Annotated in this window: 19 protein-coding genes; 17 read left to right on the top strand and 2 right to left on the bottom strand. The window is 55.8% G+C overall.

Annotation, left to right across the window (positions count from 1 at the left end; genetic code table 11):
- The first annotated feature begins 20 nt into the window (after nucleotides 1–20).
- The 11 genes from bamA (at nucleotide 21) to greA (ending at nucleotide 12,840) form a co-directional block, all read left to right on the top strand.
- Nucleotides 21–2,324 (top strand): outer membrane protein assembly factor BamA, encoded by a 2,304-nt coding sequence (gene bamA / locus AMM41_RS11930; protein WP_089958600.1) that lies wholly within the window; start codon nucleotides 21–23, stop codon nucleotides 2,322–2,324.
- Entirely contained in the window at nucleotides 2,324–2,842 is a 519-nt protein-coding gene (locus tag AMM41_RS11925) for an OmpH/Skp family outer membrane protein (protein WP_089958246.1), read from the top strand. Before bamA ends, AMM41_RS11925 begins: the two co-directional genes overlap by 1 nt.
- Before the next feature lie 24 nt (nucleotides 2,843–2,866).
- A complete protein-coding gene (gene lpxD, locus AMM41_RS11920) occupies nucleotides 2,867–3,856 on the top strand; it encodes a UDP-3-O-(3-hydroxymyristoyl)glucosamine N-acyltransferase (RefSeq protein WP_089958596.1) in 990 nt (329 codons plus the stop codon).
- Nucleotides 3,857–3,858: 2 nt separating this feature from the next.
- Nucleotides 3,859–4,305 carry a 3-hydroxyacyl-ACP dehydratase FabZ gene (gene fabZ / locus AMM41_RS11915; protein ID WP_089958243.1) on the top strand — a complete coding sequence of 149 codons (447 nt, stop codon included), beginning with the start codon at nucleotides 3,859–3,861 and terminating at the stop codon, nucleotides 4,303–4,305.
- Between the two features lie 5 nt (nucleotides 4,306–4,310).
- Nucleotides 4,311–5,105: an acyl-ACP--UDP-N-acetylglucosamine O-acyltransferase gene (gene lpxA / locus AMM41_RS11910; protein ID WP_089958237.1), complete on the top strand. Its 795-nt coding sequence runs from the start codon at nucleotides 4,311–4,313 to the stop codon at nucleotides 5,103–5,105.
- 56 nt (nucleotides 5,106–5,161) lie between these two features.
- Complete coding sequence (gene lpxB, locus AMM41_RS11905; RefSeq protein WP_089958591.1) at nucleotides 5,162–6,280, top strand: lipid-A-disaccharide synthase; 1,119 nt, start codon at nucleotides 5,162–5,164, stop codon at nucleotides 6,278–6,280.
- Nucleotides 6,252–6,875: a ribonuclease HII gene (rnhB, locus tag AMM41_RS11900; RefSeq protein ID WP_089958232.1), complete on the top strand. Its 624-nt coding sequence runs from the start codon at nucleotides 6,252–6,254 to the stop codon at nucleotides 6,873–6,875. Before lpxB ends, rnhB begins: the two co-directional genes overlap by 29 nt.
- Nucleotides 6,866–7,639: a TrmH family RNA methyltransferase gene (locus AMM41_RS11895; protein WP_089958227.1), complete on the top strand. Its 774-nt coding sequence runs from the start codon at nucleotides 6,866–6,868 to the stop codon at nucleotides 7,637–7,639. The genes rnhB and AMM41_RS11895 overlap by 10 nt, the downstream gene beginning before the upstream one ends.
- Before the next feature lie 198 nt (nucleotides 7,640–7,837).
- The gene (gene carA, locus AMM41_RS11890; RefSeq protein ID WP_194944762.1) at nucleotides 7,838–9,001 is read left to right on the top strand and encodes a glutamine-hydrolyzing carbamoyl-phosphate synthase small subunit; all 1,164 of its coding nucleotides are present in this window, start codon (nucleotides 7,838–7,840) and stop codon (nucleotides 8,999–9,001) included.
- Nucleotides 9,001–12,261 carry a carbamoyl-phosphate synthase large subunit gene (gene carB / locus AMM41_RS11885; RefSeq protein ID WP_089958223.1) on the top strand — a complete coding sequence of 1,087 codons (3,261 nt, stop codon included), beginning with the start codon at nucleotides 9,001–9,003 and terminating at the stop codon, nucleotides 12,259–12,261. The genes carA and carB overlap by 1 nt, the downstream gene beginning before the upstream one ends.
- 102 nt (nucleotides 12,262–12,363) lie before the next feature.
- On the top strand, nucleotides 12,364–12,840 hold the full coding sequence (gene greA / locus AMM41_RS11880; RefSeq protein ID WP_089958219.1) for a transcription elongation factor GreA: 477 nt from the start codon (nucleotides 12,364–12,366) through the stop codon (nucleotides 12,838–12,840).
- A 70-nt stretch (nucleotides 12,841–12,910) separates the two neighbouring features.
- Here the strand turns inward: greA and AMM41_RS11875 are convergent, their stop codons facing one another.
- Nucleotides 12,911–13,384, bottom strand: coding sequence for a YhbY family RNA-binding protein (locus tag AMM41_RS11875; protein WP_089958215.1), 474 nt, complete (start codon nucleotides 13,382–13,384; stop codon nucleotides 12,911–12,913).
- A gap of 31 nt (nucleotides 13,385–13,415) precedes the next feature.
- Between AMM41_RS11875 and AMM41_RS11870 the strand changes: the two genes are divergently transcribed.
- The 4 genes from AMM41_RS11870 to glmM all read left to right on the top strand — a co-directional run bounded on the left by AMM41_RS11870 (nucleotide 13,416) and on the right by glmM (nucleotide 18,470).
- Nucleotides 13,416–14,078 (top strand): RlmE family RNA methyltransferase, encoded by a 663-nt coding sequence (locus tag AMM41_RS11870; RefSeq protein ID WP_089958211.1) that lies wholly within the window; start codon nucleotides 13,416–13,418, stop codon nucleotides 14,076–14,078.
- A 105-nt stretch (nucleotides 14,079–14,183) separates the two neighbouring features.
- On the top strand, nucleotides 14,184–16,100 hold the full coding sequence (gene ftsH, locus AMM41_RS11865) for an ATP-dependent zinc metalloprotease FtsH (RefSeq protein WP_089958207.1): 1,917 nt from the start codon (nucleotides 14,184–14,186) through the stop codon (nucleotides 16,098–16,100).
- A gap of 62 nt (nucleotides 16,101–16,162) precedes the next feature.
- A complete protein-coding gene (gene folP, locus AMM41_RS11860; protein WP_089958202.1) occupies nucleotides 16,163–17,050 on the top strand; it encodes a dihydropteroate synthase in 888 nt (295 codons plus the stop codon).
- 91 nt (nucleotides 17,051–17,141) lie between these two features.
- Nucleotides 17,142–18,470 carry a phosphoglucosamine mutase gene (gene glmM / locus AMM41_RS11855; protein WP_089958197.1) on the top strand — a complete coding sequence of 443 codons (1,329 nt, stop codon included), beginning with the start codon at nucleotides 17,142–17,144 and terminating at the stop codon, nucleotides 18,468–18,470.
- Nucleotides 18,471–18,539: 69 nt separating this feature from the next.
- On the opposite strand, the gene AMM41_RS11850 is transcribed toward glmM, so the two are convergent.
- Complete coding sequence (locus tag AMM41_RS11850; RefSeq protein ID WP_089958193.1) at nucleotides 18,540–19,361, bottom strand: posphoenolpyruvate synthetase regulatory kinase/phosphorylase PpsR; 822 nt, start codon at nucleotides 19,359–19,361, stop codon at nucleotides 18,540–18,542.
- A 146-nt stretch (nucleotides 19,362–19,507) separates the two neighbouring features.
- On the opposite strand from AMM41_RS11850, the gene ppsA reads away from it, so the two are divergent.
- Nucleotides 19,508–21,898, top strand: a complete 2,391-nt coding sequence (gene ppsA / locus AMM41_RS11845; RefSeq protein WP_089958188.1) for a phosphoenolpyruvate synthase — start codon at nucleotides 19,508–19,510, stop codon at nucleotides 21,896–21,898.
- A 34-nt stretch (nucleotides 21,899–21,932) separates the two neighbouring features.
- Nucleotides 21,933–24,059: a VC_2705 family sodium/solute symporter gene (locus tag AMM41_RS11840; RefSeq protein WP_089958184.1), complete on the top strand. Its 2,127-nt coding sequence runs from the start codon at nucleotides 21,933–21,935 to the stop codon at nucleotides 24,057–24,059.
- Nucleotides 24,060–24,118 lie beyond the last annotated feature (59 nt).

The raw sequence follows: 24,118 nt of genomic DNA, 5'->3' as shown, positions 1-24,118 counted from the left end.
GTTTTTTAAATGATTGCACCATGATTTTTTCTGACATCCGTTCACTTTTGCAGCCAGCAGCTTTTAAGCTGGTGGCGTGCGCTTTGGTCAGCATTCCAGCTTGGGCTGTTGAACCCTTCACCGTTCGTGACATTCGCGTAGAGGGGTTGCAGCGGATTGAACCCGGAACGGTTTTTGCCTCATTGCCTTTTCGCGTGGGCGACCGTTACTCCGATGACCAAGGTGCTGCGGCCATTCGTGCTTTGTTTGCATTGGGCCTGTTCAAGGATGTGCGTCTTGAAACACAAGGCGATGTCTTGGTGGTGGTGGTTGAAGAGCGTCCCTCGGTTGCTTCCGTGGAGTTCATGGGTCTCAAAGAGTTTGACAAAGATGTCCTGACCAAGGCCTTGAAAGAAGTGGGTTTGTCTGAGGGGCGTCCCTATGACAAGGCATTGGCAGACAAGGCGGAGCAAGAACTGAAACGTCAGTACATTGGCCGCAGCTTGTACGGAGCCCAGGTGGTCACAACAGCCACGCCCCTGGATCGCAATCGCGTCAATCTGACGTTCACGATCATTGAAGGGGGGCCCGCCAAGATTGGTCAAATCGACATCGTGGGGAACAAGGTTTTCTCTGACCAGGTGTTGCGTGACCTTTTTAACCTGGATACCGGTGGGTGGATGAGTTGGTACACCAAGTCAGATCGCTATTCACGCACCAAACTCAACGCTGATTTGGAAGCCCTGCGCTCTTTTTATCTGTCCCGGGGTTACTTGGAGTTCAGGGTCGACTCGACGCAAGTGGCGATGTCTCCTGATAAACAAGACATGTCCATCACGATCAACGTCACTGAGGGCGAACGATTTGTGGTTTCAGGCGTCAAACTTCAAGGCAATTACTTGGAAAAGGACGATGAATTCAAGTCTTTGGTGAAAATCAAGGTGGGTCAGGCTTACAACGCCGAGACCGTGGCCGAAACCACCAAGGCATTCACCGACTTTTTTGGAAAATTTGGTTTCGCTTTTGCGCGTGTTGAAGTCAAACCCGAGATAGATCGACAAAACAATCGTGTTCAGTTTGTTTTGCAAGCAGAGCCATCTCGGCGTGCATATGTTCGGCGCATTCAGGTTGCAGGCAACAATCGCACCCGAGATGAGGTGATTCGTCGTGAGTTCAGGCAACTCGAGTCCGCTTGGTATGACGGAGACAAAATTCGCCTGTCGCGAGACCGTGTTGACCGTTTGGGTTACTTCACCGAAGTGAACGTTGAAACCGTTGAAATACCGGGTGCACCGGATCAGGTCGATTTGCTGTTCACGGTCGCAGAAAAGCCGACGGGCAGCATCTCTTTGGGTGCCGGTTTCTCTTCAACAGAAAAAATTGCGCTGAGCTTTGGCATTCGCCAAGAAAACGCTTTTGGTTCCGGCAATTACCTTGCTGTGGAGGTCAACACCAGCAAGTACAACCGAAATTTGGTGCTCAGCACCACAGACCCTTATTTCACGAAAAACGGCATTTCGCGCACGGTGGATGTTTTTCACCGCACCACGCGCCCTTACTTGGGGGCCATTGATGCCTACAGTTTGATCAACTCGGGTGTCGGTCTGCGATTTGGTGTGCCGGTGACTGAAACCGATACCGTGTTCTTGGGCGTGAATGCAGAGCAAACCCAAATCAAAGCAGGTACCGGTTTGCCCGTCGAGTACCAAGACTACGCCAATAAATTTGGTCAAACGAGTTCTGCTTTGCCCTTGACTGTGGGCTGGGCGCGTGATGGTCGCGACAGTGCATTGGTGCCTTCTCGTGGCTCTTTGCAGCGGTTTAATGCCGATGTCAGTGTGGCCGGTGACGTGCGTTATGTGCGTGCCAATTACCAATTCCAGCAGTATTTCCCGATCACCAAACAATACACTTTGGCTCTGAATACCGACTTGGGTTGGGGCGAGGGACTCAAGGGTCAAGACTACCCCTTGTTCAAAAACTTCTATGTGGGTGGTCTGGGCAGCGTTCGCGGCTTTGAACAGTCCACCTTGGGTCCTGCTTCAACCACTTCGGGTATCTATTTGGGTGGCCCGAAAAAACTTGTGTTTAACGCCGAGTTCATCACCCCATTTCCCGGTGCTGGCAACGACAAAACATTGCGATTGTTTGGCTTCACGGACGTGGGTCGGGCCTTTGGTCAAAACGAGAATGTGTCTTTGGGTGATCTGAGGGCCTCTGCGGGTGTGGGTTTGAGTTGGATTTCTCCCATGGGGCCGTTGCGTTTTTCCTTGGCTAAACCTTTGCGTCAACAGACTGGCGATAAAATTCAGCGACTTCAATTCCAAATCGGAACTTCTTTCTAATGAAAACCTTGCGTCAACATTTTTCCGTGACCTTGCTGGCCAGTGTGGCTGCCTTTGCCGGTATGGCTCAGGCTCAAGAATTCAAGCTGGGTTTTGTCAACACAGAGCGGATTTTCCGCGAAGCGGCCACGGCCAAGCAGGCTCAAGCCAAGTTGGAGCAGGAGTTTTCACGCCGCGAAAAAGAGTTGGTCGACACGGGCAACAACCTCAAATTGGCCTCGGAAAAGTTTGAGCGTGAAGCGCCAACCCTTGCCGAGTCTCAGCGGACATCGCGACAAAAACAATTGATTGACCAAGACCGTGAATTTCAGCGCAAGCGACGCGAATTTCAGGAGGACTTGAATGCTCGTAAAAACGAAGAGCAGCAAATTGTGGTGGAACGGGCCAACCGAGCGGTCAAGCAAGTGGCTGAGTCAGAAAAATACGATGTGATTTTCCAGGAAGCTGTTTATATCCATCCCAAGCACGACATCACCGAAAAAGTGATCAAGGCCCTCAACGCTTCAGCAGCCAAATAACCGGTTGTTGACCGGCAGTTAATGGTGGCGCTCACACTGGGCTTTATTGTTGAGCGGCTTGGCGGTCGTTTGCTCGGGAGCCCTGATTTTTCAATCGTGGGCCTTGCCTCTTTGGAATTGGCCCGAGCAGACCAAATCAGTTTTCTCAGTCATGCCAAATACACCCCTTTGCTCGGCCAAAGCCAAGCAGGGTGCGTGATCGTTTCTCCCGCTTTTGAAACGGCCGTGCTTGATCGTCTGGCAGCCATAGTCGTGGACGATCCTTATCTTTATTTTGCGCGTTTAACGCGTTTGTGGAAGCAAGTTTGCCGACCTGTCAGCCCGGGGCCCAGGATTCACCCTTCAGCCATCGTTGATCCGTCGGCCATGGTTGCCGAAGATGCGGTGATCGGTCCCTTGTGTGTGGTTGAGCGCGGAGCTCAAGTGGGTCCTGCAAGCATCCTTAAATCGCGGGTCACTTTGGGCGAAGACTGTCGCATTGGTGCCCGTTGCATTGTTCATTCGGGCGTGGTCATTGGTGCAGATGGTTTTGGATTTGCTTTGCACCAAGGTCAATGGGAAAAAATTGAACAACTCGGTGCCGTTCGGATTGGTGACGATGTTGAAATTGGTGCCAATACCTGCATTGATCGCGGCGCACTGGAAGACACCGTCATTGGCGATGGCGTCAAACTCGACAACTTGATTCAAATTGGTCACAACGTGCACATTGGTGCCCACACGGCCATGGCTGGATGTGTTGGTGTTGCCGGAAGTGCCCGAATCGGTGCCCATTGCACGGTGGGTGGTGGTGCTGTGGTGCTGGGGCATTTGAGCTTGGCCGACCACGTGCACATTTCGGCCGCCTCGGTGGTCACGCGTTCCATCCATCAAGCCGGACACTACACCGGCATGTTTCCGCTTGACAGCAATGCCAATTGGGAAAAGAACGCCGCCAGCCTGAAACAACTTTCCCGCTTCCGTGAGCGCATCAAGGCACTGGAAAGTCACATTCAAAATAACAAGGAAACCTGAACATGATGGATATTCACCAAATTCTCAAGCAGCTGCCACACCGCTACCCCATTTTGTTGGTGGACCGCGTGCTCGAAATCGAAAAAGGCGTGCGCATCAAGGCGCTGAAAAATGTGTCCATCAATGAGCCTCATTTTCAAGGTCATTTTCCACATCGCCCAGTGATGCCGGGTGTTTTGATGCTGGAAGCTCTGGCACAGGCAGCTGCCTTGTTGGCATTTGATACTTTGGGCGAGACGCCTGACGATCAGACTGTGTATTACTTTGCGGGCATTGATGGTGCACGTTTCAAGCGACCTGTAGAGCCGGGCGACCAGTTGATTTTGGAAGTGGAGCTCGATCGCATGAAGTCCGGGATTTTCAAGTTCAAAGCGCGTGCCAAGGTGGGTGATGAGATTGCGACCGAGGCCGAGTTAATGTGCACCATGCGGAAAATTCCACAGGCTTGAATGCCATGAGCAACATCCATCCAACGGCCATCATCAGCCCGGGTGCCGAGCTCGACAGTTCGGTGTCAGTGGGTCCGTATTCTGTGATCGGTCCCCACGTTCGCATTGGTCCAGGCACCACGGTGGCCAGCCACTGTGTGATTGAAGGCCATACGACCATTGGGCGCGACAACCGAATTTTTCAGTTCAACTCACTGGGTGCGGTGCCCCAAGACAAAAAATACAACAACGAGCCCTGTGAGCTGGTGATCGGTGACCGCAACACGATTCGGGAGTTTTGCACCTTCAACATCGGTTCGCCCGGTGACCGGGCCGTCACTTCGGTAGGGCATGACAACTGGATCATGGCCTATGTGCATCTGGCCCATGATTGCCAAGTGGGCAACCACACGATTTTTGCCAACAACACCCAGTTGGCGGGCCACGTCGTGGTGGACGATTGGGTGATTTTGGGCGGATTCACGGTGGTCCATCAGTTTTGCCGAATCGGTGCGCACAGTTTCACAGCCATGAACTCATTGCTGTTTGCCGATCTGCCGCCATTTGTCATGGCGCAGGGTCAACCGGCACAGGCGCGTTCAATGAACTTTGAGGGCTTGCGTCGCCGTGGTTTTTCAGCCGAACGCATTGCTGCGGTGAAGGCCATGCACAAAGCGCTTTACCGTGATGGTTTGTCGCTCAGCGATGCCATGGTGCGCATTGAAGCCTTGGCCCATGACAAGCCTGAATCGCTGGCTGACGTGGCCATGATGCTGGACTTTTTGAAAGCAGCTTCTCCTCAACGTGGGATTGTGCGTTGACTGATTTGGAATCTGTGGCCTTGACACAAGCCCCCTCGGGGGCTTTGTCCTTTGCCATGGTCGCTGGTGAAGCTTCAGGTGATTTATTGGCGGGTTTGCTGATTCAGGGGCTGACATCGCGTTGGCCCCAGGCGCGTGGATATGGGATTGGTGGGCCACGCATGCAGGCCCAAGGCTTTGAGGCTTGGTGGCCTCACGACAAATTGGCTGTTCGCGGTTATGTGGAGGTGTTACGACATTACCGAGGCATTGTCGCTATCCGCAATCAATTGCGAGAGCGTTTGCTCAATCAGCCGCCGGATGTATTCATCGGTGTCGATGCACCTGACTTCAATCTGGATCTGGAAGCCAAGCTCAAGCAGTCGGGCATCCCAACGGTGCACTTTGTTTGTCCGTCTGTCTGGGCTTGGCGTCCGGAGCGTATCGAAAAAATCCGACAAAGTGTCGATCACATGTTGTGCATCTTTCCATTTGAGCCCGCTTTGTTGGCTCAAGCTGGGATTGAGGCCACTTATGTCGGGCATCCTTTGGCGCAAACCATCCCGATGAATCCTGACCGGTTGGCTGCCCGAGAGTCACTGGGTTTGGATAACCAAAGGCCCGTGGTGGCCTTGTTGCCTGGCAGTCGCCAATCGGAAATAGATCACCTGACGCCGCGATTTGTTCAGGCGGCGCAAATCATGCAGCGGCAAAACCCTTGGCTGCAATTTGTCTTGCCCGCCATTCCGCGTCTTTTGCCTCAACTGGAGGCCATGGTGCAAGCGCAGGGCGGTTTGCCGGGTTTGTTGATGCTTCAAGGGCAATCCCATGCTGCACTTGCTGCTTGTGATGTCACCTTGATTGCCAGTGGCACCGCGACCTTGGAGGCGGCTTTGTTCAAACGCCCCATGGTGATTGGTTACCACATGAATTGGCTCAGCTGGCAGATCATGAAGCGACAACAACTTCAGCCCTGGGTGGGTCTGCCCAACATCCTCAGTCAGGACTTTGTGGTGCCTGAATTGCTGCAAGACCGTTGCACCCCTGAGGCTTTGGCCAAAGCCTGTTTGGCTTGGTTGTCTGCTCCGGACAGGGTGGAAGCCCTCCAGTCCCGTTTTCAACAAATGCATTTGTCTTTACAGCGCCATACGGCTGATTTGTCTACCCATGCCCTCGAAAAAGTCCTCTCGCGTTGATCAGTCTGCTTTGCATTTCCAAGTCTCTGGCCTGATGGCGGGTGTGGATGAGGCTGGCCGTGGTCCCTTGGCTGGCCCGGTGGTCGCTGCGGCTGTGATTTTGGATGAGCTCAACCCCATTCCCGGATTGAACGACTCCAAAAAACTCACAGCCAAGCGACGTGAGGCCTTGTTTGACGAAATACGTGCGCGTGCTTTGTGTTTCGCCATCGCTGAGGCGTCCGTTGAGGAAATCGATCAAATCAACATCCTGCAAGCGACCCTGTTGGCCATGAAGCGGGCTGTCGAAGGCTTGCGGCTTGTGCCCAAGTTGGTCTTGGTCGACGGCAATCGCTTGCCAACCTTGGCCATGCATTCAGAAGCCATTGTCAAAGGCGACGCTTTGGTGCCAGCCATCTCAGCCGCCTCCATTTTGGCCAAGGTGCACCGTGATCGTTTGTGCGCTGAAATGCATGAGCGCTACCCTGTGTATGGATTCGATCAGCACAAAGGGTATGGCACCGCCCAGCACATGGCCGCTTTGCAAGCGCATGGCCCTGCCAATTGCCACAGAATGACATTTGCCCCGGTGGCCAGGAGTGTGCAATGCAGCTGATCACCTCTCGCGACAACCCCCATGTGAAGGCTTGGCGGCGTTTGGCCCAAGAAACCACGGCCTACCGAAAAGCAGGGCAGTTTTGGCTGGAAGGTGACCACCTGTGCCGCGCGGCGCTTGAGCGAGGCGTTCGCCCTTTGCAAGTGGTGCTAACCGAGTCTTTTTGGTCTGAACAGGGTGAGCAATGGACGGGAATCACAGATCAGGTGTTTGTCTTGCCTGATGGCTTATTTGCCAGTTTGAGCGGGCTGGAATCGCCGGCTCGAATGGGCTTTGTGGTGGCTTGGACGGCGGAAAAGCAAGTCTTGCCCGGTGTGCCTACCGTGGTGCTGGACCGATTGCAAGATGCAGGCAATGTGGGAGCCATTTTGCGCTGCGCCTCCGCATTTGGTTACCGTCAGGTGCTGGCCATCAAAGGCACGGCGGCCTTGTGGTCGCCCAAAGTCCTGAGGGCTGGAATGGGGGCACATTTTGGTTTGAAGCTGGTCGAGTCGGTCAGCCCAAGCGATGTGATCGCTTTGCAAGTGCCCATTTTGACCACCAGTTCGCATCAAGGCCCTTTTATTCATGAGTTACTTCGGCGAGGCGAGTTGCCGGGTCAATGTGCTTGGGTGTTTGGTCATGAAGGGCAAGGAGTAAGTGATGACTTGATGGCGATGGCTCAATTGTCAGTTCGCATTGCTCAACCTGGTGGAGAGGAGTCTTTGAATGTGGCCACTGCCGCTGCCATTTGTTTGCATGCCAGCGCAAGTGTTGCGCTGTAAGTCGGAGGCCAACAGGAAGACACTTGTGGTGAGTAATTTGTCAGGGTTTACTAGCGGTCCTCAGCTATAATGAGAGGCTTTCCCGCATCAACCTGTACGCCACAGTCCATCCCAGGCCCATTCCTCGAACAAGCAGCCAAAAAGAGATCCCATCTCTGGTGAGTGCTGAGGCGTACCCGAACTATTCCGGAGAACCCAGTGCTTTTGTCTCTTCAGGGAACCTTCCCGCCCGCCATCTTGGCGCTCGCAGACGGCACGGTCTTTATCGGCAACTCGATTGGAGCCACCGGCTCCACAGTCGGCGAAGTGGTGTTCAACACCTCGCTCACCGGCTACCAGGAAATCCTCACTGACCCCAGCTACTGCCAGCAGATCGTCACCTTGACGTACCCGCACATCGGTAACTACGGGGTCAACGAGGAAGACATCGAAGCTGACCAAGTCCATGCTGCTGGCCTGATCATCAAGGACTTGCCTTTGGTGGCGAGCAACTTCCGCTCTAACCAAACCCTTTCCGCTTATCTGATCGATGCGGGTACGGTCGCGATTGCCAACATCGACACCCGCCAACTGACCCGTCTCTTGCGCACCAAGGGTGCCCAAAACGGTGCCATTGTGGGTTTGGCCAATGGCCAAGAAGTCACCCAAGCCCTGATCGACCAAGCCGTGGCTGCGGCCAAGGGCGCGCCCAATATGGCTGGCCTCGATTTGGCTCAAAAAGTGACGGTGTCCAATTCGTATGAATGGACCCAAACCGAGTGGACATTGGGCGAAGGCTACGGCCATTTGACCGCCCCCAAGTTCCATGTGGTGGCGTACGACTTCGGTGTGAAGAAAAACATCTTGCGCATGTTGGCCGAGCGCGGTTGCAAAGTGACCGTCGTGCCTGCGAAGACACCCGCTGCCGAAGTGCTCAAGCACAAGCCGGATGGCATCTTCCTGTCCAACGGCCCTGGTGATCCACAGCCTTGTGACTACGCCATTGCAGCGGCGGCCGAGTTGATTGAAACCGGCATTCCCACATTCGGCATTTGCCTGGGCCACCAGATCATGGCTTTGGCCAGCGGTGCAAAAACTTTCAAGATGAAGTTTGGCCACCACGGCGCGAACCATCCTGTGAAAGACCTCGACTCGGGTCGCGTGTCCATCACCAGCCAAAACCACGGTTTTGCGGTGGATGAAAAATCTTTGCCCGCCAACCTGCGTGCCACGCACGTTTCTTTGTTTGACGGCACCTTGCAGGGCCTTGCCCGCACCGACAAGCCCGCGTTCTGCTTCCAGGGTCACCCCGAAGCCTCGCCCGGCCCACACGACATTGCTTACCTCTTTGACCGCTTCATCAACCTGATGGAGACAAAATAATGCCTAAGCGCACCGACCTCAAAAGTATCCTCATCATTGGCGCGGGCCCGATCATCATTGGTCAGGCCTGTGAGTTCGATTACTCCGGCGTGCAGGCCTGCAAAGCTTTGCGCGAAGAGGGCTACAAAGTCATTCTGATCAACAGCAATCCTGCCACGATCATGACCGACCCGGCCACGGCCGACGTGACCTACATCGAGCCCATCACCTGGCAGACCGTCGAGAAGATCATTGCCAAAGAGCGGCCTGACGCCATCTTGCCCACCATGGGTGGCCAGACTGCCCTCAACTGTGCTTTGGACTTGTGGCACCACGGCGTGCTCGAAAAGTACAAGGTTGAGCTGATTGGCGCAACGCCTGAAGCCATCGATAAAGCCGAAGACCGTCTGAAGTTCAAGGACGCCATGACCAAAATTGGTCTGGGTTCCGCGCGTTCCGGCATCGCCCACAGCATGGAAGAAGCCTGGGACGTGCAAAAGACTCTTGGCTTCCCCACCGTCATTCGCCCCAGCTTCACGCTGGGCGGCACGGGCGGCGGCATTGCTTACAACCCCGAAGAGTTCGAAGTCATTTGCAAGCGTGGCCTTGAGGCTTCGCCTACCACCGAGCTGTTGATTGAAGAGTCCTTGCTCGGCTGGAAAGAGTACGAGATGGAAGTGGTTCGCGACAAGGCGGACAACTGCATCATCGTTTGCTCGATCGAAAACCTGGACCCTATGGGTGTGCACACGGGCGACTCCATCACCGTGGCCCCAGCCCAGACGCTGACCGACAAGGAATACCAGATTTTGCGCAACGCCTCTTTGGCCGTGCTGCGAGAAATCGGTGTGGACACGGGCGGCTCGAACGTGCAGTTCTCGATCAACCCCAAAGACGGCCGCATGGTCGTGATCGAGATGAACCCCCGCGTGTCGCGTTCCTCGGCTTTGGCGTCCAAAGCTACGGGTTTCCCGATTGCGAAAGTCGCAGCCAAGCTCGCAGTGGGTTACACCCTCGACGAGTTGCGCAACGACATCACCGGTGGTGCCACGCCTGCGTCGTTCGAGCCATCAATCGACTACGTGGTCACCAAGATCCCGCGTTTTGCGTTCGAGAAGTTTCCAACGGCCGACAGCCGTTTGACCACCCAAATGAAATCGGTGGGCGAGGTGATGGCCATGGGCCGCACCTTCCAGGAGTCCTTCCAGAAAGCCCTGCGCGGTCTGGAAGTCGGCGTGGACGGCATGAACGAGAAAACCCAAGACCGCGAAGTGCTCGAGAAAGAACTGGGCGAGCCCGGTCCTGAGCGCATTTGGTATGTGGGTGATGCGTTTGCCATGGGCTTGAGCGTGGACGAGGTGTTTGCCTTGACCAAGATCGACCCTTGGTTCTTGGTGCAGATCGAAGAGATCGTCAAGATCGAATTGGAATTGGAAACCACCACGCTCGAAGCTGTCACGGCTGATGAGTTGCGTACGCTCAAGAAGAAGGGCTTCTCCGACCGCCGTTTGGCCAAATTGCTCAAAACCACCGAGCATGTGGTGCGTGCCCGTCGGCACGCGCTGAACATCCGTCCCGTTTACAAGCGCGTGGACACCTGCGCTGCTGAGTTCTCGACTGACACCGCCTACATGTACTCCTGCTACGAAGGCAACGGAGACGGTGAGTGCGAAGCCGAACCCACGACCAACAAGAAAATCATGGTGCTGGGTGGCGGCCCGAACCGCATTGGTCAAGGCATTGAGTTCGACTACTGCTGCGTGCACGCCGCTTTGGCCATGCGCGAAGACGGTTACGAAACCATCATGGTCAACTGCAACCCCGAGACCGTGTCGACCGACTACGACACCTCGGACCGTTTGTACTTTGAGCCCGTCACCTTGGAAGACGTGCTCGAAATCGTGGACAAGGAAAAGCCCACAGGCGTCATCGTGCAATACGGTGGTCAAACACCTTTGAAGTTGGCGTTGGACTTGGAAGCAGCAGGCGTGCCCATCATCGGAACCAGTCCCGACATGATCGACGCGGCCGAGGACCGTGAGCGTTTCCAGAAACTGCTGCAAGACTTGGGACTGCGTCAGCCCCCTAACGCCACAGCGCGCACCGAGCCAGAAGCTTTGGAAAAAGCCGCCGCCCTGGGCTACCCCTTGGTCGTGCGCCCCAGCTATGTGCTCGGTGGCCGTGCCATGGAAATCGTGCACGAGCAGCGTGACTTGGAGCGCTACATGCGCGAAGCGGTCAAGGTGTCGCACGATTCACCCGTGCTGCTGGACCGTTTCCTGAACGATGCGATCGAGTGCGATGTGGACTGCTTGCGCGACCCCGAAGGCAAGACCTTCATCGGCGGCGTGATGGAGCACATCGAACAAGCCGGTGTGCACAGCGGCGACTCGGCATGCTCCTTGCCTCCTTACTCTCTGTCCTCCGCCACAGTAGACGAGCTCAAGCGCCAATCGGCCGCGATGGCCGGTGCCTTGAACGTGGTGGGTTTGATGAACGTTCAGTTTGCCATCCAGCATGTGGACGGCCTAGACGTGATCTACGTACTGGAAGTCAACCCTCGCGCTTCACGCACGGTGCCTTATGTCTCCAAAGCCACGGGCATTCAGTTGGCCAAGGTGGCGGCGCGTTGCATGGCGGGCCAGACCCTGGCATCGCAAGGCATCACGAAAGAAGTCACACCACCTTATTTCAGCGTGAAAGAAGCCGTCTTCCCCTTCGTGAAGTTCCCTGGCGTCGACACCATCCTCGGCCCCGAGATGAAGTCCACCGGCGAAGTCATGGGCGTGGGCAAGACCTTTGGCGAAGCCTTTGTGAAGAGCCAAATGGGCGCAGGCACCAAGTTGCCACGCCCCACCAAGGCCGACGGCACGCCTTCGGGCAAGGTCTTCATCTCGGTGAAAAACAACGATAAGGCGCGTGTCATCGAAGTGGCCCGCCAGTTGTCAGCGCAAGGCTTTTCACTCGTGGCGACCAAGGGCACGGCCAATGCGATCACCGCAGCAGGGGTGTCGTGTGCCATCGTGAACAAGGTCACCGAAGGACGTCCACACATTGTTGACATGATCAAAAACAATGAAATTGTGTTGGTCATCAATACCGTCGAGGAGCGCCGCAATGCGATCGCCGATTCACGCCACATCCGTACTTCCGCTTTGCTCAATCGCGTGACCACATTCACCACCATTGCGGGTGCTGAGGCAGCGGTCGAGGGCATGAAGTACATGGACAAGTTGGACGTTATTTCAGTTCAAGAAATGCACGCACAACTGTTGGCCTGAAACCTTGTGTTGAATGCCGCCCTTGATTGCTCGGGCGGTGCATAATGCAGTCAATGACCGCCGAGTTCCAACACTCGGCGGTTTGCTTTTGGAGAACCCCATATGTCCACCATTCCAATCACAAAACGCGGAGCTGAAAAACTCAAAGAAGAGTTGCACCGCCTCAAAACAGTCGACCGTCCCGGCGTGATTCAAGCCATTGCCGAGGCTCGGGCCCAAGGCGACTTGAGCGAGAACGCTGAATACGACGCGGCCAAAGACCGTCAGGGCTTCATCGAGGGCCGGATTCAGGAAATTGAAGGCAAATTGTCAGCGGCGCAAATCATCGATCCCGCTTCGGTTGATGCTGGTGGCCGTGTGGTGTTTGGCACCACTGTGGAGCTCGAAGATGAAAGCTCAGGCGAAGCGGTCAAATACCAGATCGTGGGTGAGGATGAAGCCGATCTGAAACTGGGTTTGATCAACATCAGCAGCCCGATTGCTCGCGCTTTGATAGGCAAAGAGGAGGGTGATGTGGCCGAAGTACAAGCTCCAGGCGGCGTGCGCCGTTACGAGATTGTGGGTGTTTCCTACATTTGAGCCAAACCAAAGGCCGTTTAAAACGGCCTTTGCAGATGAACGAGCCGGTTTGACTCAGTCTGATCATTCCTCAGTCGTGGCGACCTTTTTTGACTGATTTTTGTTTGGGCTTGGCACGTTTGATTTGGCCCCCGGCGGCCAGTCGCTGATTGCCCAGTACACGGACGGTTTTAACTTCAGGACGTTGACCACCTCGTGAGCTGTATTTCAGAATTTTGAAATCACGAGGACCCGCTTTGCGGTCTTCGTCGGTTTCTTTGATTTTTTCGGGCTGTGGTCGCCAAAGGATCAGCAATTTGCCAATGTGCTGGATGGGCGCGGCGCTGAGTTGATCTGCCAATTGGGCGAACATGGCCTCGCGTGCGGCGCGGTCGTCGCCGAGTACGCGGATTTTGATCAAGCCATGCGCGTTCAGGGCGGCTTCGGTTTCCTTGATGACGGCAGGAGTTAAACCATCACCACCGATCATGACGACCGGATCAAGGTGGTGGGCATCGGCGCGAAAAACTTTGCGCTCGGCAGGTGTGAGTTGTATTTGGGGCATCACCGTATTATCCCCGCAAGGACGCAAAAGAATGAAAGTCAAAACCAAAAGTAAAAAGGTCAACAAGGCATGGTTGAACGACCATGTGAATGACACCTACGTCAAACTGGCCTTGAAAGAGGGTTACCGAGCGCGTGCAGCCTACAAACTCAAAGAAATCGACGAAACCATGGGCCTGATCCGGCCCGGCCATTTGGTGGTGGACCTGGGTTCTGCCCCCGGTGCTTGGAGTCAGTACCTGCGTCGCCGCTTGTCACCCGATGGTGCGGCTGTGGGCGAACTCAATGGCAGCATCATCGCGCTGGACATTCTGCCCATGGACCCGGTTGAGGGGGTGCAGTTCATTCAGGGGGATTTCCGCGAGAATGAGGTGGCCGCTTTGCTGGAGGCGGCATTGCAAGGACGGCAGGCTGACGTGGTAGTGTCCGACATGGCCCCCAACCTGTCCGGCATTGAGTCCTCAGATGCAGCCCGTGTTCAACATTTGATCGAGTTGGCGGTCGAATTTGCCCAGAACCACATGAAGCCGCAAGGAGCCTTGGTGGTCAAAGTGTTTCACGGCAGCGGTTACAGCCAGATTGTCAAGATGTTCAAAGAGACTTTCAAAGTGGTCAAACCCATCAAGCCCAAGTCCTCGCGAGACAAGTCTTCTGAGACTTTTTTGGTGGGCATGGGCTTGATTCATGCCCTTTGAATCATTAATTCCTGCCTTTTCGAGGGCCAAACCCTATTGCAATGCTCTAAGGGGCTGCTGCAGGCCTAAAATGAGATCAGTCTTTTTTTTCGATTGGAGTCACTCTTGAATAACCCTTGGTTTTCCAAAATTGCCGTCTGGATGGTGATTGCCATGGTGCTGTTCACCTTGTTCAAGCAATTTGACAACCGTGGTGTCGCAGGTGCGAACGCCATTGGCTATTCAGATTTCCTCGAAGAGGTTCGCGGTAACCGGATCAAGAGCGCCACCATTTCCGAGAGCCCTGGTGGCACCGAAATTCTGGCCATCACCAACGACGACCGCCGCATCAAAACGACGGCCACTTACCTCGACCGCGGTCTGGTCGGTGACCTGATCAACAGCGGCGTGAAGTTCGACGTCAAGCCCCGCGAGGAGGGCTCCTTGCTCATGACATTGCTGGTCAGCTGGGGGCCGATGCTCCTCTTGATTGGTGTTTGGGTGTATTTCATGCGCCAAATGCAAGGCGGTGGCAAGGGCGGAGCATTCAGCTTCGGCAAGTCCAAGGCCCGTATGCTGGATGAAAACAACAACCAGGTCACCTTCGCGGATGTGGCCGGCTGTGACGAAGCCAAAGAGGAAGTCAAGGAGGTTGTGGACTTCCTGAAAGACCCCCAAAAATTCCAAAAGTTGGGTGGTCGCATTCCCCGTGGTTTGTTGTTGGTCGGCCCCCCTGGTACGGGTAAAACCCTGCTGGCCAAAGGCATCGCTGGAGAAGCCAAGGTGCCGTTCTTCAGCATCTCTGGTTCCGACTTTGTGGAAATGTTTGTCGGTGTGGGTGCGGCTCGTGTCCGCGACATGTTCGAAAACGCCAAAAAGAACGCGCCTTGCATCATTTTCATTGACGAAATTGACGCGGTCGGTCGCCAACGTGGAGCCGGTTTGGGCGGTGGCAACGACGAGCGCGAGCAAACCCTCAACCAGATGCTGGTCGAGATGGACGGTTTTGAAACCAACCTGGGTGTGATCGTCGTGGCGGCCACCAACCGTCCTGATATTTTGGACGCTGCCCTACTGCGCCCCGGTCGTTTTGACCGCCAGGTGTATGTCACATTGCCCGACATCCGCGGTCGCGAGCAAATCTTGAACGTGCACATGCGCAAAGTGCCGATTGGCCAAGACGTCAATGCGGGTGTGATCGCCCGTGGCACGCCTGGCATGAGCGGCGCCGATTTGGCCAACTTGTGCAACGAAGCAGCATTGATGGCTGCACGCCGCAATGCCCGCGTGGTCGAGATGGTCGACTTTGAAAAGGCCAAGGACAAGATCTTGATGGGCCCTGAGCGCAAGAGCATGGTCATGCCCGAGCATGAGCGTCGCAACACCGCTTATCACGAAGCCGGTCACGCCTTGATTGGCAAGTTGCTGCCCAAGTGCGACCCGGTGCACAAGGTCACCATCATTCCCCGTGGCCGTGCCTTGGGTGTGACGATGAGCCTGCCTGAGCAAGACCGCTACAGCTATGACAAGGAATTCATGCTGAATCAGATCAGCATGCTGTTCGGTGGCCGCATTGCCGAAGAAGTGTTCATGCACCAGATGACCACGGGTGCCAGCAATGACTTCGAGCGGGCCACATCCATCGCCCGTGACATGGTCATGCGTTATGGCATGACCGATGCCCTGGGCCCAATGGTTTATGCCGAAAACGAAGGCGAAGTGTTCTTGGGCCGTTCGGTGACCAAGACCACCAACATGAGCGAGTCCACCATGCAAAAAGTGGACATGGAAGTGCGCCGCATCATTGACGAGCAGTACAGCTTGGCCCGTCGTTTGATCGAAGAGCACAGTGCGCAGATGCACGCCATGGCCAAGGCCTTGCTCGAATGGGAAACCATTGACAAGGACCAGATTGACGACATCATGGCCGGTCGTGATCCTTTGCCTCCCAAGGACTGGACCCCTCGCACCCCGCCTTCCGGTGGCAACAGCGGTGGCGGTACACCGGCCGTGCAGCCGGAGCCAGCCACCACGGCGGCTTGATTTTCAAGTCCGGTGTTTAAAAGAACGGGGCCTCAGGCCCCGTTTTTCATGAAAAATTTCTGATGACATTCAAGCCTGTGCCACACGCTTCGATCAACCGCTGGCAAACCTCTCGTTTTGACTTGGACCTGACTCAGCCTTTGGTCATGGGCATTGTCAACGTCACGCCTGATTCATTTTCCGACGGCGGCTTGCATGCCGAAACTTCTCTGGCCCTGCGCCACGCCGAGCAACTTCTGCGCGAGGGGGCGGATATCCTGGACATCGGGGCGGAGTCCACCCGGCCTGGCGCTGTGGTGGTTCCCGTGGAGCAAGAGTTGGCGCGGCTTGAGCCCTTGCTGCGCGAAGCGGTGAGCTGGGGGGTTCCGATTTCTGTGGACACTTACAAACCCGAGGTGATGCAAGCCTGCCTGGACTGGGGCGTTGACATCGTCAATGACATTTGGGCTTTGCGTCAACCGGGTGCTGAGCAGGTGGTGGCCACCCACCCCCGGTGCGGCGTTTGTTTGATGCACATGCACCGCACCCCCCAAACCATGCAAGTTCAACCGATGACGGGGGATGTGTTGACCGAAGTGAACGCCTTTTTGAGCGCCCGCGTGAACGCCTTGCTGGAATTGGGTGTGACAGCATCCCGAGTCGTGTTGGACCCTGGCATTGGTTTTGGTAAAACCGTGGCACAGAACTTTCAGCTTCTGGCCGGGCAATCCCATTTATTGCGCTTGGGTTTTCCTCTGTTGGCCGGGTGGTCGCGCAAATCGGCTCTGGGTGCTGCATTGGCGCAAGATGGACACATGCCAGAACCCGCACAAAGGCAAGTGGCCAGCGTGGCTGCCGCTTTGATGGCTGTGGAACGGGGGGCATCGGTGGTGAGGGTGCATGACGTCAAGGCCACAGTGGATGCACTCAAAATTTGGCATTTCGTGAACCAACAACACGGTGTACTTTGAATCGTCGATTCAGAATGTGTGTCAGTTTTGTTGATCTTTTGACTCGCTAGAATTCATTCATCCATCCATAACAAAAATCAGGAACTCTCGCATGGCACGGCAATACTTTGGCACAGACGGTATTCGAGGCACGGTGGGCCAAAGTCCTATCACGCCAGACTTCATCTTGCGTTTGGCACATGCTGTGGGTCGGGTTTTGAAATCACAAGAGCCTCACCCTACGGTATTGATCGGCAAAGACACACGTATTTCTGGATACATGCTGGAAAGTGCTTTGGAGTCTGGTTTCAACTCTGCGGGCGTGGATGTGGTGTTGTTGGGTCCGGTTCCCACGCCTGCAGTCGCTTATCTGACCCGTGCACAACGCGCCTCACTGGGCGTTGTCATCAGTGCCAGTCACAACCCGTTTGCAGACAACGGCATCAAGTTTTTCAGCGCACAAGGCAAAAAATTGTCGGACGCTTGGGAAGAGGCTGTTGAAGCCACGTTGTTGGAAGACCCTGTTTGGGTCGACTCTGCAGCCCTCGGTAAAACCCGCCGATTGGACGATGCGGCTGGCCGGTACATTGAGTTTTGCAAGAGCACCTTTTCGAACGACTTGACCCTCAAGGGCTTGAGGATCGTGGTGGATGCCGCGCATGGGGCGGCTTACCAAATCGCCCCCAAGGTTTTTCATGAGCTGGGTGCCGAGGTCATCGCCATCGGCTGCTCACCCGATGGCCTGAACATCAACAAAGACGTGGGGGCCACGCATCCGGCTGCATTGGTTCAAGCCGTGAAAGACCACCGAGCCGATTACGGCATTGCTTTGGATGGTGATGCCGACCGCCTGCAGTTTGTGGACGCGGCCGGACGTTTGTTCAATGGCGACGAACTCTTGTACTTGATGGTGGCCGACCGCTTGGCCCGCGACGAGGCGGTGCCCGGTGCTGTGGGCACTTTGATGACCAACTTGGCAGTCGAAGTCGCGCTCAAGCAGCGTGGTGTGCAGTTTGTGCGGGCCAAAGTGGGCGACCGTTATGTGCTGGAGGTCTTGCACGACAAAGGCTGGTTGCTGGGTGGCGAGGGCTCTGGTCATTTGTTGGCGCTGGACAAGCACACCACGGGCGATGGCCTGGTCAGCGCCTTGCAGGTGCTGCAAGCCTGTGTGGGCAGCGGCAAGACCATGTCGCAATTGTTGGAGGGCATCACGTTGTTCCCGCAAACCCTCATCAATGTGCGCTTGACCCCCGGATTTGACTGGCAAGGCCACCAGCCACTGTGGGATGCCACACGTGCGGCCGAGGCAGAACTGGGCGATTCCGGTCGGGTCTTGATCCGCGCCAGTGGCACCGAACCTTTGGTGCGCGTCATGGTTGAAGCACGCGATGCCGTACAAGCGCAGGAATGCGCTGAACGAATTGCAGCGACCTTGCGCTGAAATCTTGGCGCGGCTTGAGCCTGTCGCTCAACGCGTTGAGAGTACTGTGATGAAGTCTGCAGTTCTGTCTCAGTAAATCAGCCGATCAGGCTTGATTTCTTGCAAGATGGTCGTGGCGATTTCCTCGATGGACTTGGTGGTTGTGGACAACCAGCGGATGCCCGAGCGGCGCATCATCGCTTCGGCTTCTGAGACTTCCATGCGGCAGTTTTCAATGCTCGCGTAACGGGAATTGGGTCGGCGTTCTGCACGGATTTCGGCCAAACGGTCAGGGTGAATGCTCAGGCCGAAAATCTTTTTGCGGTGTGGTACCAAGGCTGGCGGCAATTGGCGGCGGTCAAAATCTTCGGGGATCAAGGGGTAGTTGGCGGCTTTGAGTCCATGCTGCATGGCCAGATACAGGCTGGTCGGGGTTTTGCCACTGCGGCTCACGCCCACCAAAATCACCTCTGCGGACTCCAAATCGCGGTTCGATTGACCATCGTCGTGTGCCAATGAAAAATTGATCGCTTCGATCCGGTCGTGGTATTCCTTGCTTTTGCTCACATCCGAAAACCGGCCCACCCGGTGGTGCGATTTGATGCCCAGTTCCGCTTCGAGTGGGTTCACAAAGGTGCCGAACATGTCGAGCAACATGCCTTGGCAGTGCTCTTGCAGGACTTTGAGCACATCCATGTTCACCAAAGTCGTGAACACAATCGGTTTGTTGCCTTCGGTCTCGGCGGTGTGGTTGATTTGCCGAACTGCTTGGTGAGCTTTGTCGATGGTGTCGGTGAAGGGAAGGCGCACATGCCGCGACTTCATGTCGAACTGGGCAAGAATGGCGTTTCCAAAAGTCTCGGCGGTGATGCCGGTGCCGTCAGAGACGAAAAATACAGTGCGTTTTGGCATGCTTGTAATTTATTTCAATGGCTGAGGTCGACATGACCCCTAAAATCGAATGATTATCCACCGCTGTCCGCTTGGGGTTCCATTCAAAGAACAACAAAAACCCTGACCTGCGCCTTGGAGCCCGGTTTTAACTTTGGAGCTTTAGCATGTCTGTTCTTTTCAGTGAGACCGCCCTGGTCGTTCCCTTTGAGTTGTTGCGCATGACCGATGTCGAGTCGGTCGGCGGCAAAAACGCCAGTTTGGGGGAGATGATTTCCCAGTTGCCTTCGGGCGTGCGCGTGCCCACAGGCTTTGCCACCACCGCCCACGCTTTTCGCCAGTTTTTATCGTTTGGCGGCCTGGCCGAGCGCATCAATGCCCGTTTGGATGCTTTGGACACCGAGGACGTGCGTGCCTTGGCCGCCGCTGGTGCTGAAATCCGCGCCATGGTCGAAGACCAGCCTTTCCCGGCCGATCTGGAGCAAGCCATCCGCGAAGAGTTCGTGCGCCTGCAGGGCAGTAACCCGGAGGCCTCGTTTGCGGTGCGTTCTTCGGCCACAGCCGAAGACTTGCCTGACGCTTCTTTCGCAGGCCAACAAGAAACCTTCTTGAACGTGGTCGGCATCGAGGACGTGCTGCACAAGATGAAAGAGGTGTTCGCTTCGCTCTACAACGACCGCGCCATCAGCTACCGCGTGCACAAGGGCTTTGCACACGCCGATGTGGCCTTGTCGGCCGGCGTGCAGCGCATGGTGCGCTCCGATTTGGGCGCGGCGGGCGTCATGTTCACGATCGACACCGAGTCCGGTTTTGAAGACGTGGTGTTCATCACCTCCAGCTACGGCCTAGGCGAAACGGTGGTGCAGGGCGCGGTGAACCCTGACGAGTTTTATGTGCACAAACCCATGCTGGCCGCAGGCAAGCGCAGCGTGATCCGCCGCAACCTGGGCTCCAAACTCATCGAAATGGTGTTCGCCACCCCCGAAGAAAAAGCCGCATCGGGCAAGTTGGTTAAAACCACCGACGTGCCCACTGAACTGCGCAACCGCTACAGCCTGACCGATGACGAGGTCGAGCAATTGGCCCGCTACGCGGTGGTGATCGAGCAGCATTACGGCCGCCCCATGGACATCGAGTGGGGCAAAGACGGCACCGACGGTTTGCTCTACATCCTGCAAGCACGCCCTGAGACCGTGAAAAGCCAGGCCAAAGGCACGCCTGAGCTGCGGTACAAACTCAAAGGCAAAAGCACCATCCTGGCCGAGGGCCGCGCGATTGGTCAAAAGATTGGCACGGGCCCCGTGCGCTTGGTGCACAACATCAGCGAGATGGACAAGGTCCAGCCCGGCGATGTGCTGGTGACCGACATGACGGACCCAAACTGGGAGCCGGTGATGAAGCGTGCGAGCGCCATCGTCACCAACCGGGGCGGGCGCACCTGCCACGCCGCCATCATTGCCCGTGAGCTGGGCATTCCGGCGGTGGTGGGTTGCGGCAACGCCACCGAGCAACTGACCGAAGGCACGCTGGTCACCGTGAGCTGCGCCGAGGGCGATACCGGCCACATTTACGACGGCTTGCTGGAAACCGAGATCAGTGAGATTCAGCGCGGCGTGCTGCCCGAGATCAAAACCAAGATCATGATGAACGTGGGCAACCCCCAGCTGGCCTTTGACTTTGCCCAGCTGCCCAACGCCGGTGTGGGCCTGGCGCGTTTGGAATTCATCATCAACAACAACATTGGCGTGCACCCCAAGGCCATCCTGGATTACCCCGCCATCGACGCCGACCTGAAAAAAGCCGTGGAATCGGTGGCCCGTGGCCACGCATCCCCCCGTGCTTTTTATGTGGACAAAGTCACCGAAGGCGTGGCCAGCATCGCTGCCGCTTTCTGGCCCAAGCCGGTCATCGTGCGTTTGTCGGACTTCAAGAGCAATGAATACCGCAAACTCATTGGCGGCAGCCGTTACGAGCCGGAAGAAGAAAACCCGATGCTCGGCTTCCGAGGCGCTGCGCGTTACATCAGCGCAGACTTTGGCGAAGCCTTTGCCATGGAATGCGAAGCCCTCAAACGGGTGCGCGGCGAAATGGGCTTGACCAACGTGCAGATCATGGTGCCCTTTGTGCGCACCTTGGGGCAAGCCGAAAAGGTCACCCAATTGCTGGCCAGCCAAGGTTTGAGCCGTGGCGAGCAGGGGCTCAAAGTCATCATGATGTGCGAGGTGCCCAGCAACGCCATTCTGGCCGAGCAGTTCCTCGAGTTCTTTGACGGCTTCTCGATTGGCTCGAATGACCTGACACAGCTGACTTTGGGGCTGGACCGCGACTCGGGCATGGAGTTGCTGGCCGCAGACTTTGACGAACGCGATCCGGCGGTCACAGCCTTGATCTCGCAAGCCATCCAAGCCTGTTTGGCGCAGGGCAAGTACATCGGTATTTGTGGCCAAGGCCCATCGGACCATCCTGACTTTGCGCATTGGTTGATGGACCAGGGCATCAGCTCGATCTCGCTCAATCCCGATACCGTCATCGAAACTTGGACCAATCTGGGCAGCTGAAGCTGTCCCTATCCCCGTAAATCAGGACAGCTTGATGCGCAATCCTCTGGAAGTCGCGATGACATCGGCTTACCGCTGGCGGCTCCATCGCAACGTCCTGATTTACATTGTTTTTTTGTTGGTCTTGATTGGTGCTTTGGCGTGGGCCGAGCATTTGGGTTTATCACGAAACCTGATTGGTCCGATTTTCCTTTTCAGCACCGTGATGATTTATGCCTTGATTGGCATTGCTGGCAGAACCACGGATGAGGATGAGTACTACGTCGCTGGTCGGCGCATACCGGCCATGTACAACGGTATGGCCACTGCTGCCGATTGGATGAGTGCGGCCTCCTTCATCAGTCTGGCGGGTGCGCTGTACCTCCAAGGTTTTTCAGGAAGTGGTAACCAGCCCGGGGGCTTGGCTTATGTGATCGGATGGACGGGAGGCTTTTGCTTGGTGGCGCTTTTGATTGCGCCCCATTTGCGGGTCATGCGTTTGTACACCTTGCCGGATTATTTTGACCAACGCTTTGGTGGCCGTTGGCCTCGTGTGATTGCAGCACTGGCATCTGTCTTGTGTTCATTCACTTATGTGGTGGCACAAATTTATGGCATTGGCCTGATTGCTTCACGCCTAACGGGGGTGCAGTTCGAAATAGGTATTTTGCTGGGACTGGGCGGTGTTCTGTTGTGTTCTTTTTTGGGGGGCATGCGTGCCATCACTTGGACTCAAGTGGCGCAATACATCATGCTGCTGCTGGCCTTTTTGATTCCAGTGTCGTGGTTGGCCTACAAGCAATTGGGTAACCCTGCAGCCCCTTTTGTGTATGGCTCCCAGTTATCTGCCATCGCCAGCATTGAGCAGCGCTTGATGGACGACCCGGCAGAGCACGAGGTCAGACGCGAATACGCCCAGCGTGCCAAGATGTTTGCAGTTCGCTTGCAGGATGTGGATGCTGCCATGCAAGATTTGCGTCTGGAGTTGGAAGAAAAAATTCAGATCCTCAAAGCGCAAGGGGCTGATTTTTCGACCATTGCTCAAGTGCGTCGTGAGCTTTTGGCGGTGCCTCGTGATGCGTCTACCGCTCGCGAACAATGGACACGCGCCATGCATGACAATTTAGAAAGGGCGCGACCCTTGGGAGGCATGCCGCCACATGCCAAAGCTTACACCGGGGATCCTGATGGTGGACTCGCTCAGGAACGCTTGTTCAGTGAGTCAAGACTGAATTTTTTGGCATTGATTTTTTGCCTCATGATTGGTACGGCCGGTTTGCCGCATCTTTTGACCCGGTTTTACACCTTGCCATCGGTCGCTGAAACACGAACCTCAGTGGCTTGGTCCTTGTTTTTCATCGCATTGATTTATTTGTGCGTGCCTGCTTTGGCTGTCTTGGTCAAATTCGAGGTGCTCAACAATTTGGTTGGCCAAAGTTTTTCTGATTTACCCAGTTGGATGGCCCAATGGGCACGACTCGACCCTGCCTTGGTTTCTTTCTCGGATGTCAATGGTGATGGCGTGTTGCAGTTGGGTGAACTCAAGTTGGGGGCGGACATGATCATGTTGGCCACCCCCGAATTAGGGGGTATGCCATTTGTGGTGTCTGGCTTGGTTGCTGCAGGGGGCTTGGCCGCTGCACTGTCAACCGCTGATGGTTTGCTTTTGACCATCAGCAATGCGGTGGTCCGTGACATGCGTCCGAGTGGTCTTAAGGGCCCCAAGTCATCTGAGGGTCGGGTCATTTTGTCCAAATTCGCGTTGCTTGCCGTAGCCATGGTGGCCGCTGTGGTGGCAGCCTTCAAGCCAGCCGAAATATTGGCCTTGGTCTCTGCTTCGTTCTCTTTGGCAGCCTCTGCTTTTTTCCCCAGTATGGTGTTGGGCATGACCTGGCCGCGAGTACATCGCGTGGCGGTCATCCTGGGCATGTTGTCTGGCTTAGGCTTGACCATGTTTTACATGGTGTTGAATGCGCCAGGATTCAGGCACTTTTTCCAAATGGATCCGTTCTCGGGGCTATGGTGGGGAATTCAGCCCATGTCTGCAGGCGTATTTGGTGTTCCACTGGGTTTTGTGGTGATCGCATTAGGAACTTGGATGATTCCAAAGCGGTGGGTTGAACCGGCTGCGCAGATTCAAGTGTTGGCCACAGAGGCCAGGGATGCCTATCCGGGTTTGTGATTTCAGGCTATAATCTTAGGCTTTCCCTTGCCGCACCCCGACCAGACGCTGGGGGCGGC

This window comes from Limnohabitans sp. 2KL-3, from assembly GCF_001269405.1.
Taxonomy (GTDB): Bacteria; Pseudomonadota; Gammaproteobacteria; order Burkholderiales; family Burkholderiaceae_C; genus Limnohabitans_A.
This window is presented reverse-complemented; position numbering and strand designations above follow the sequence as displayed.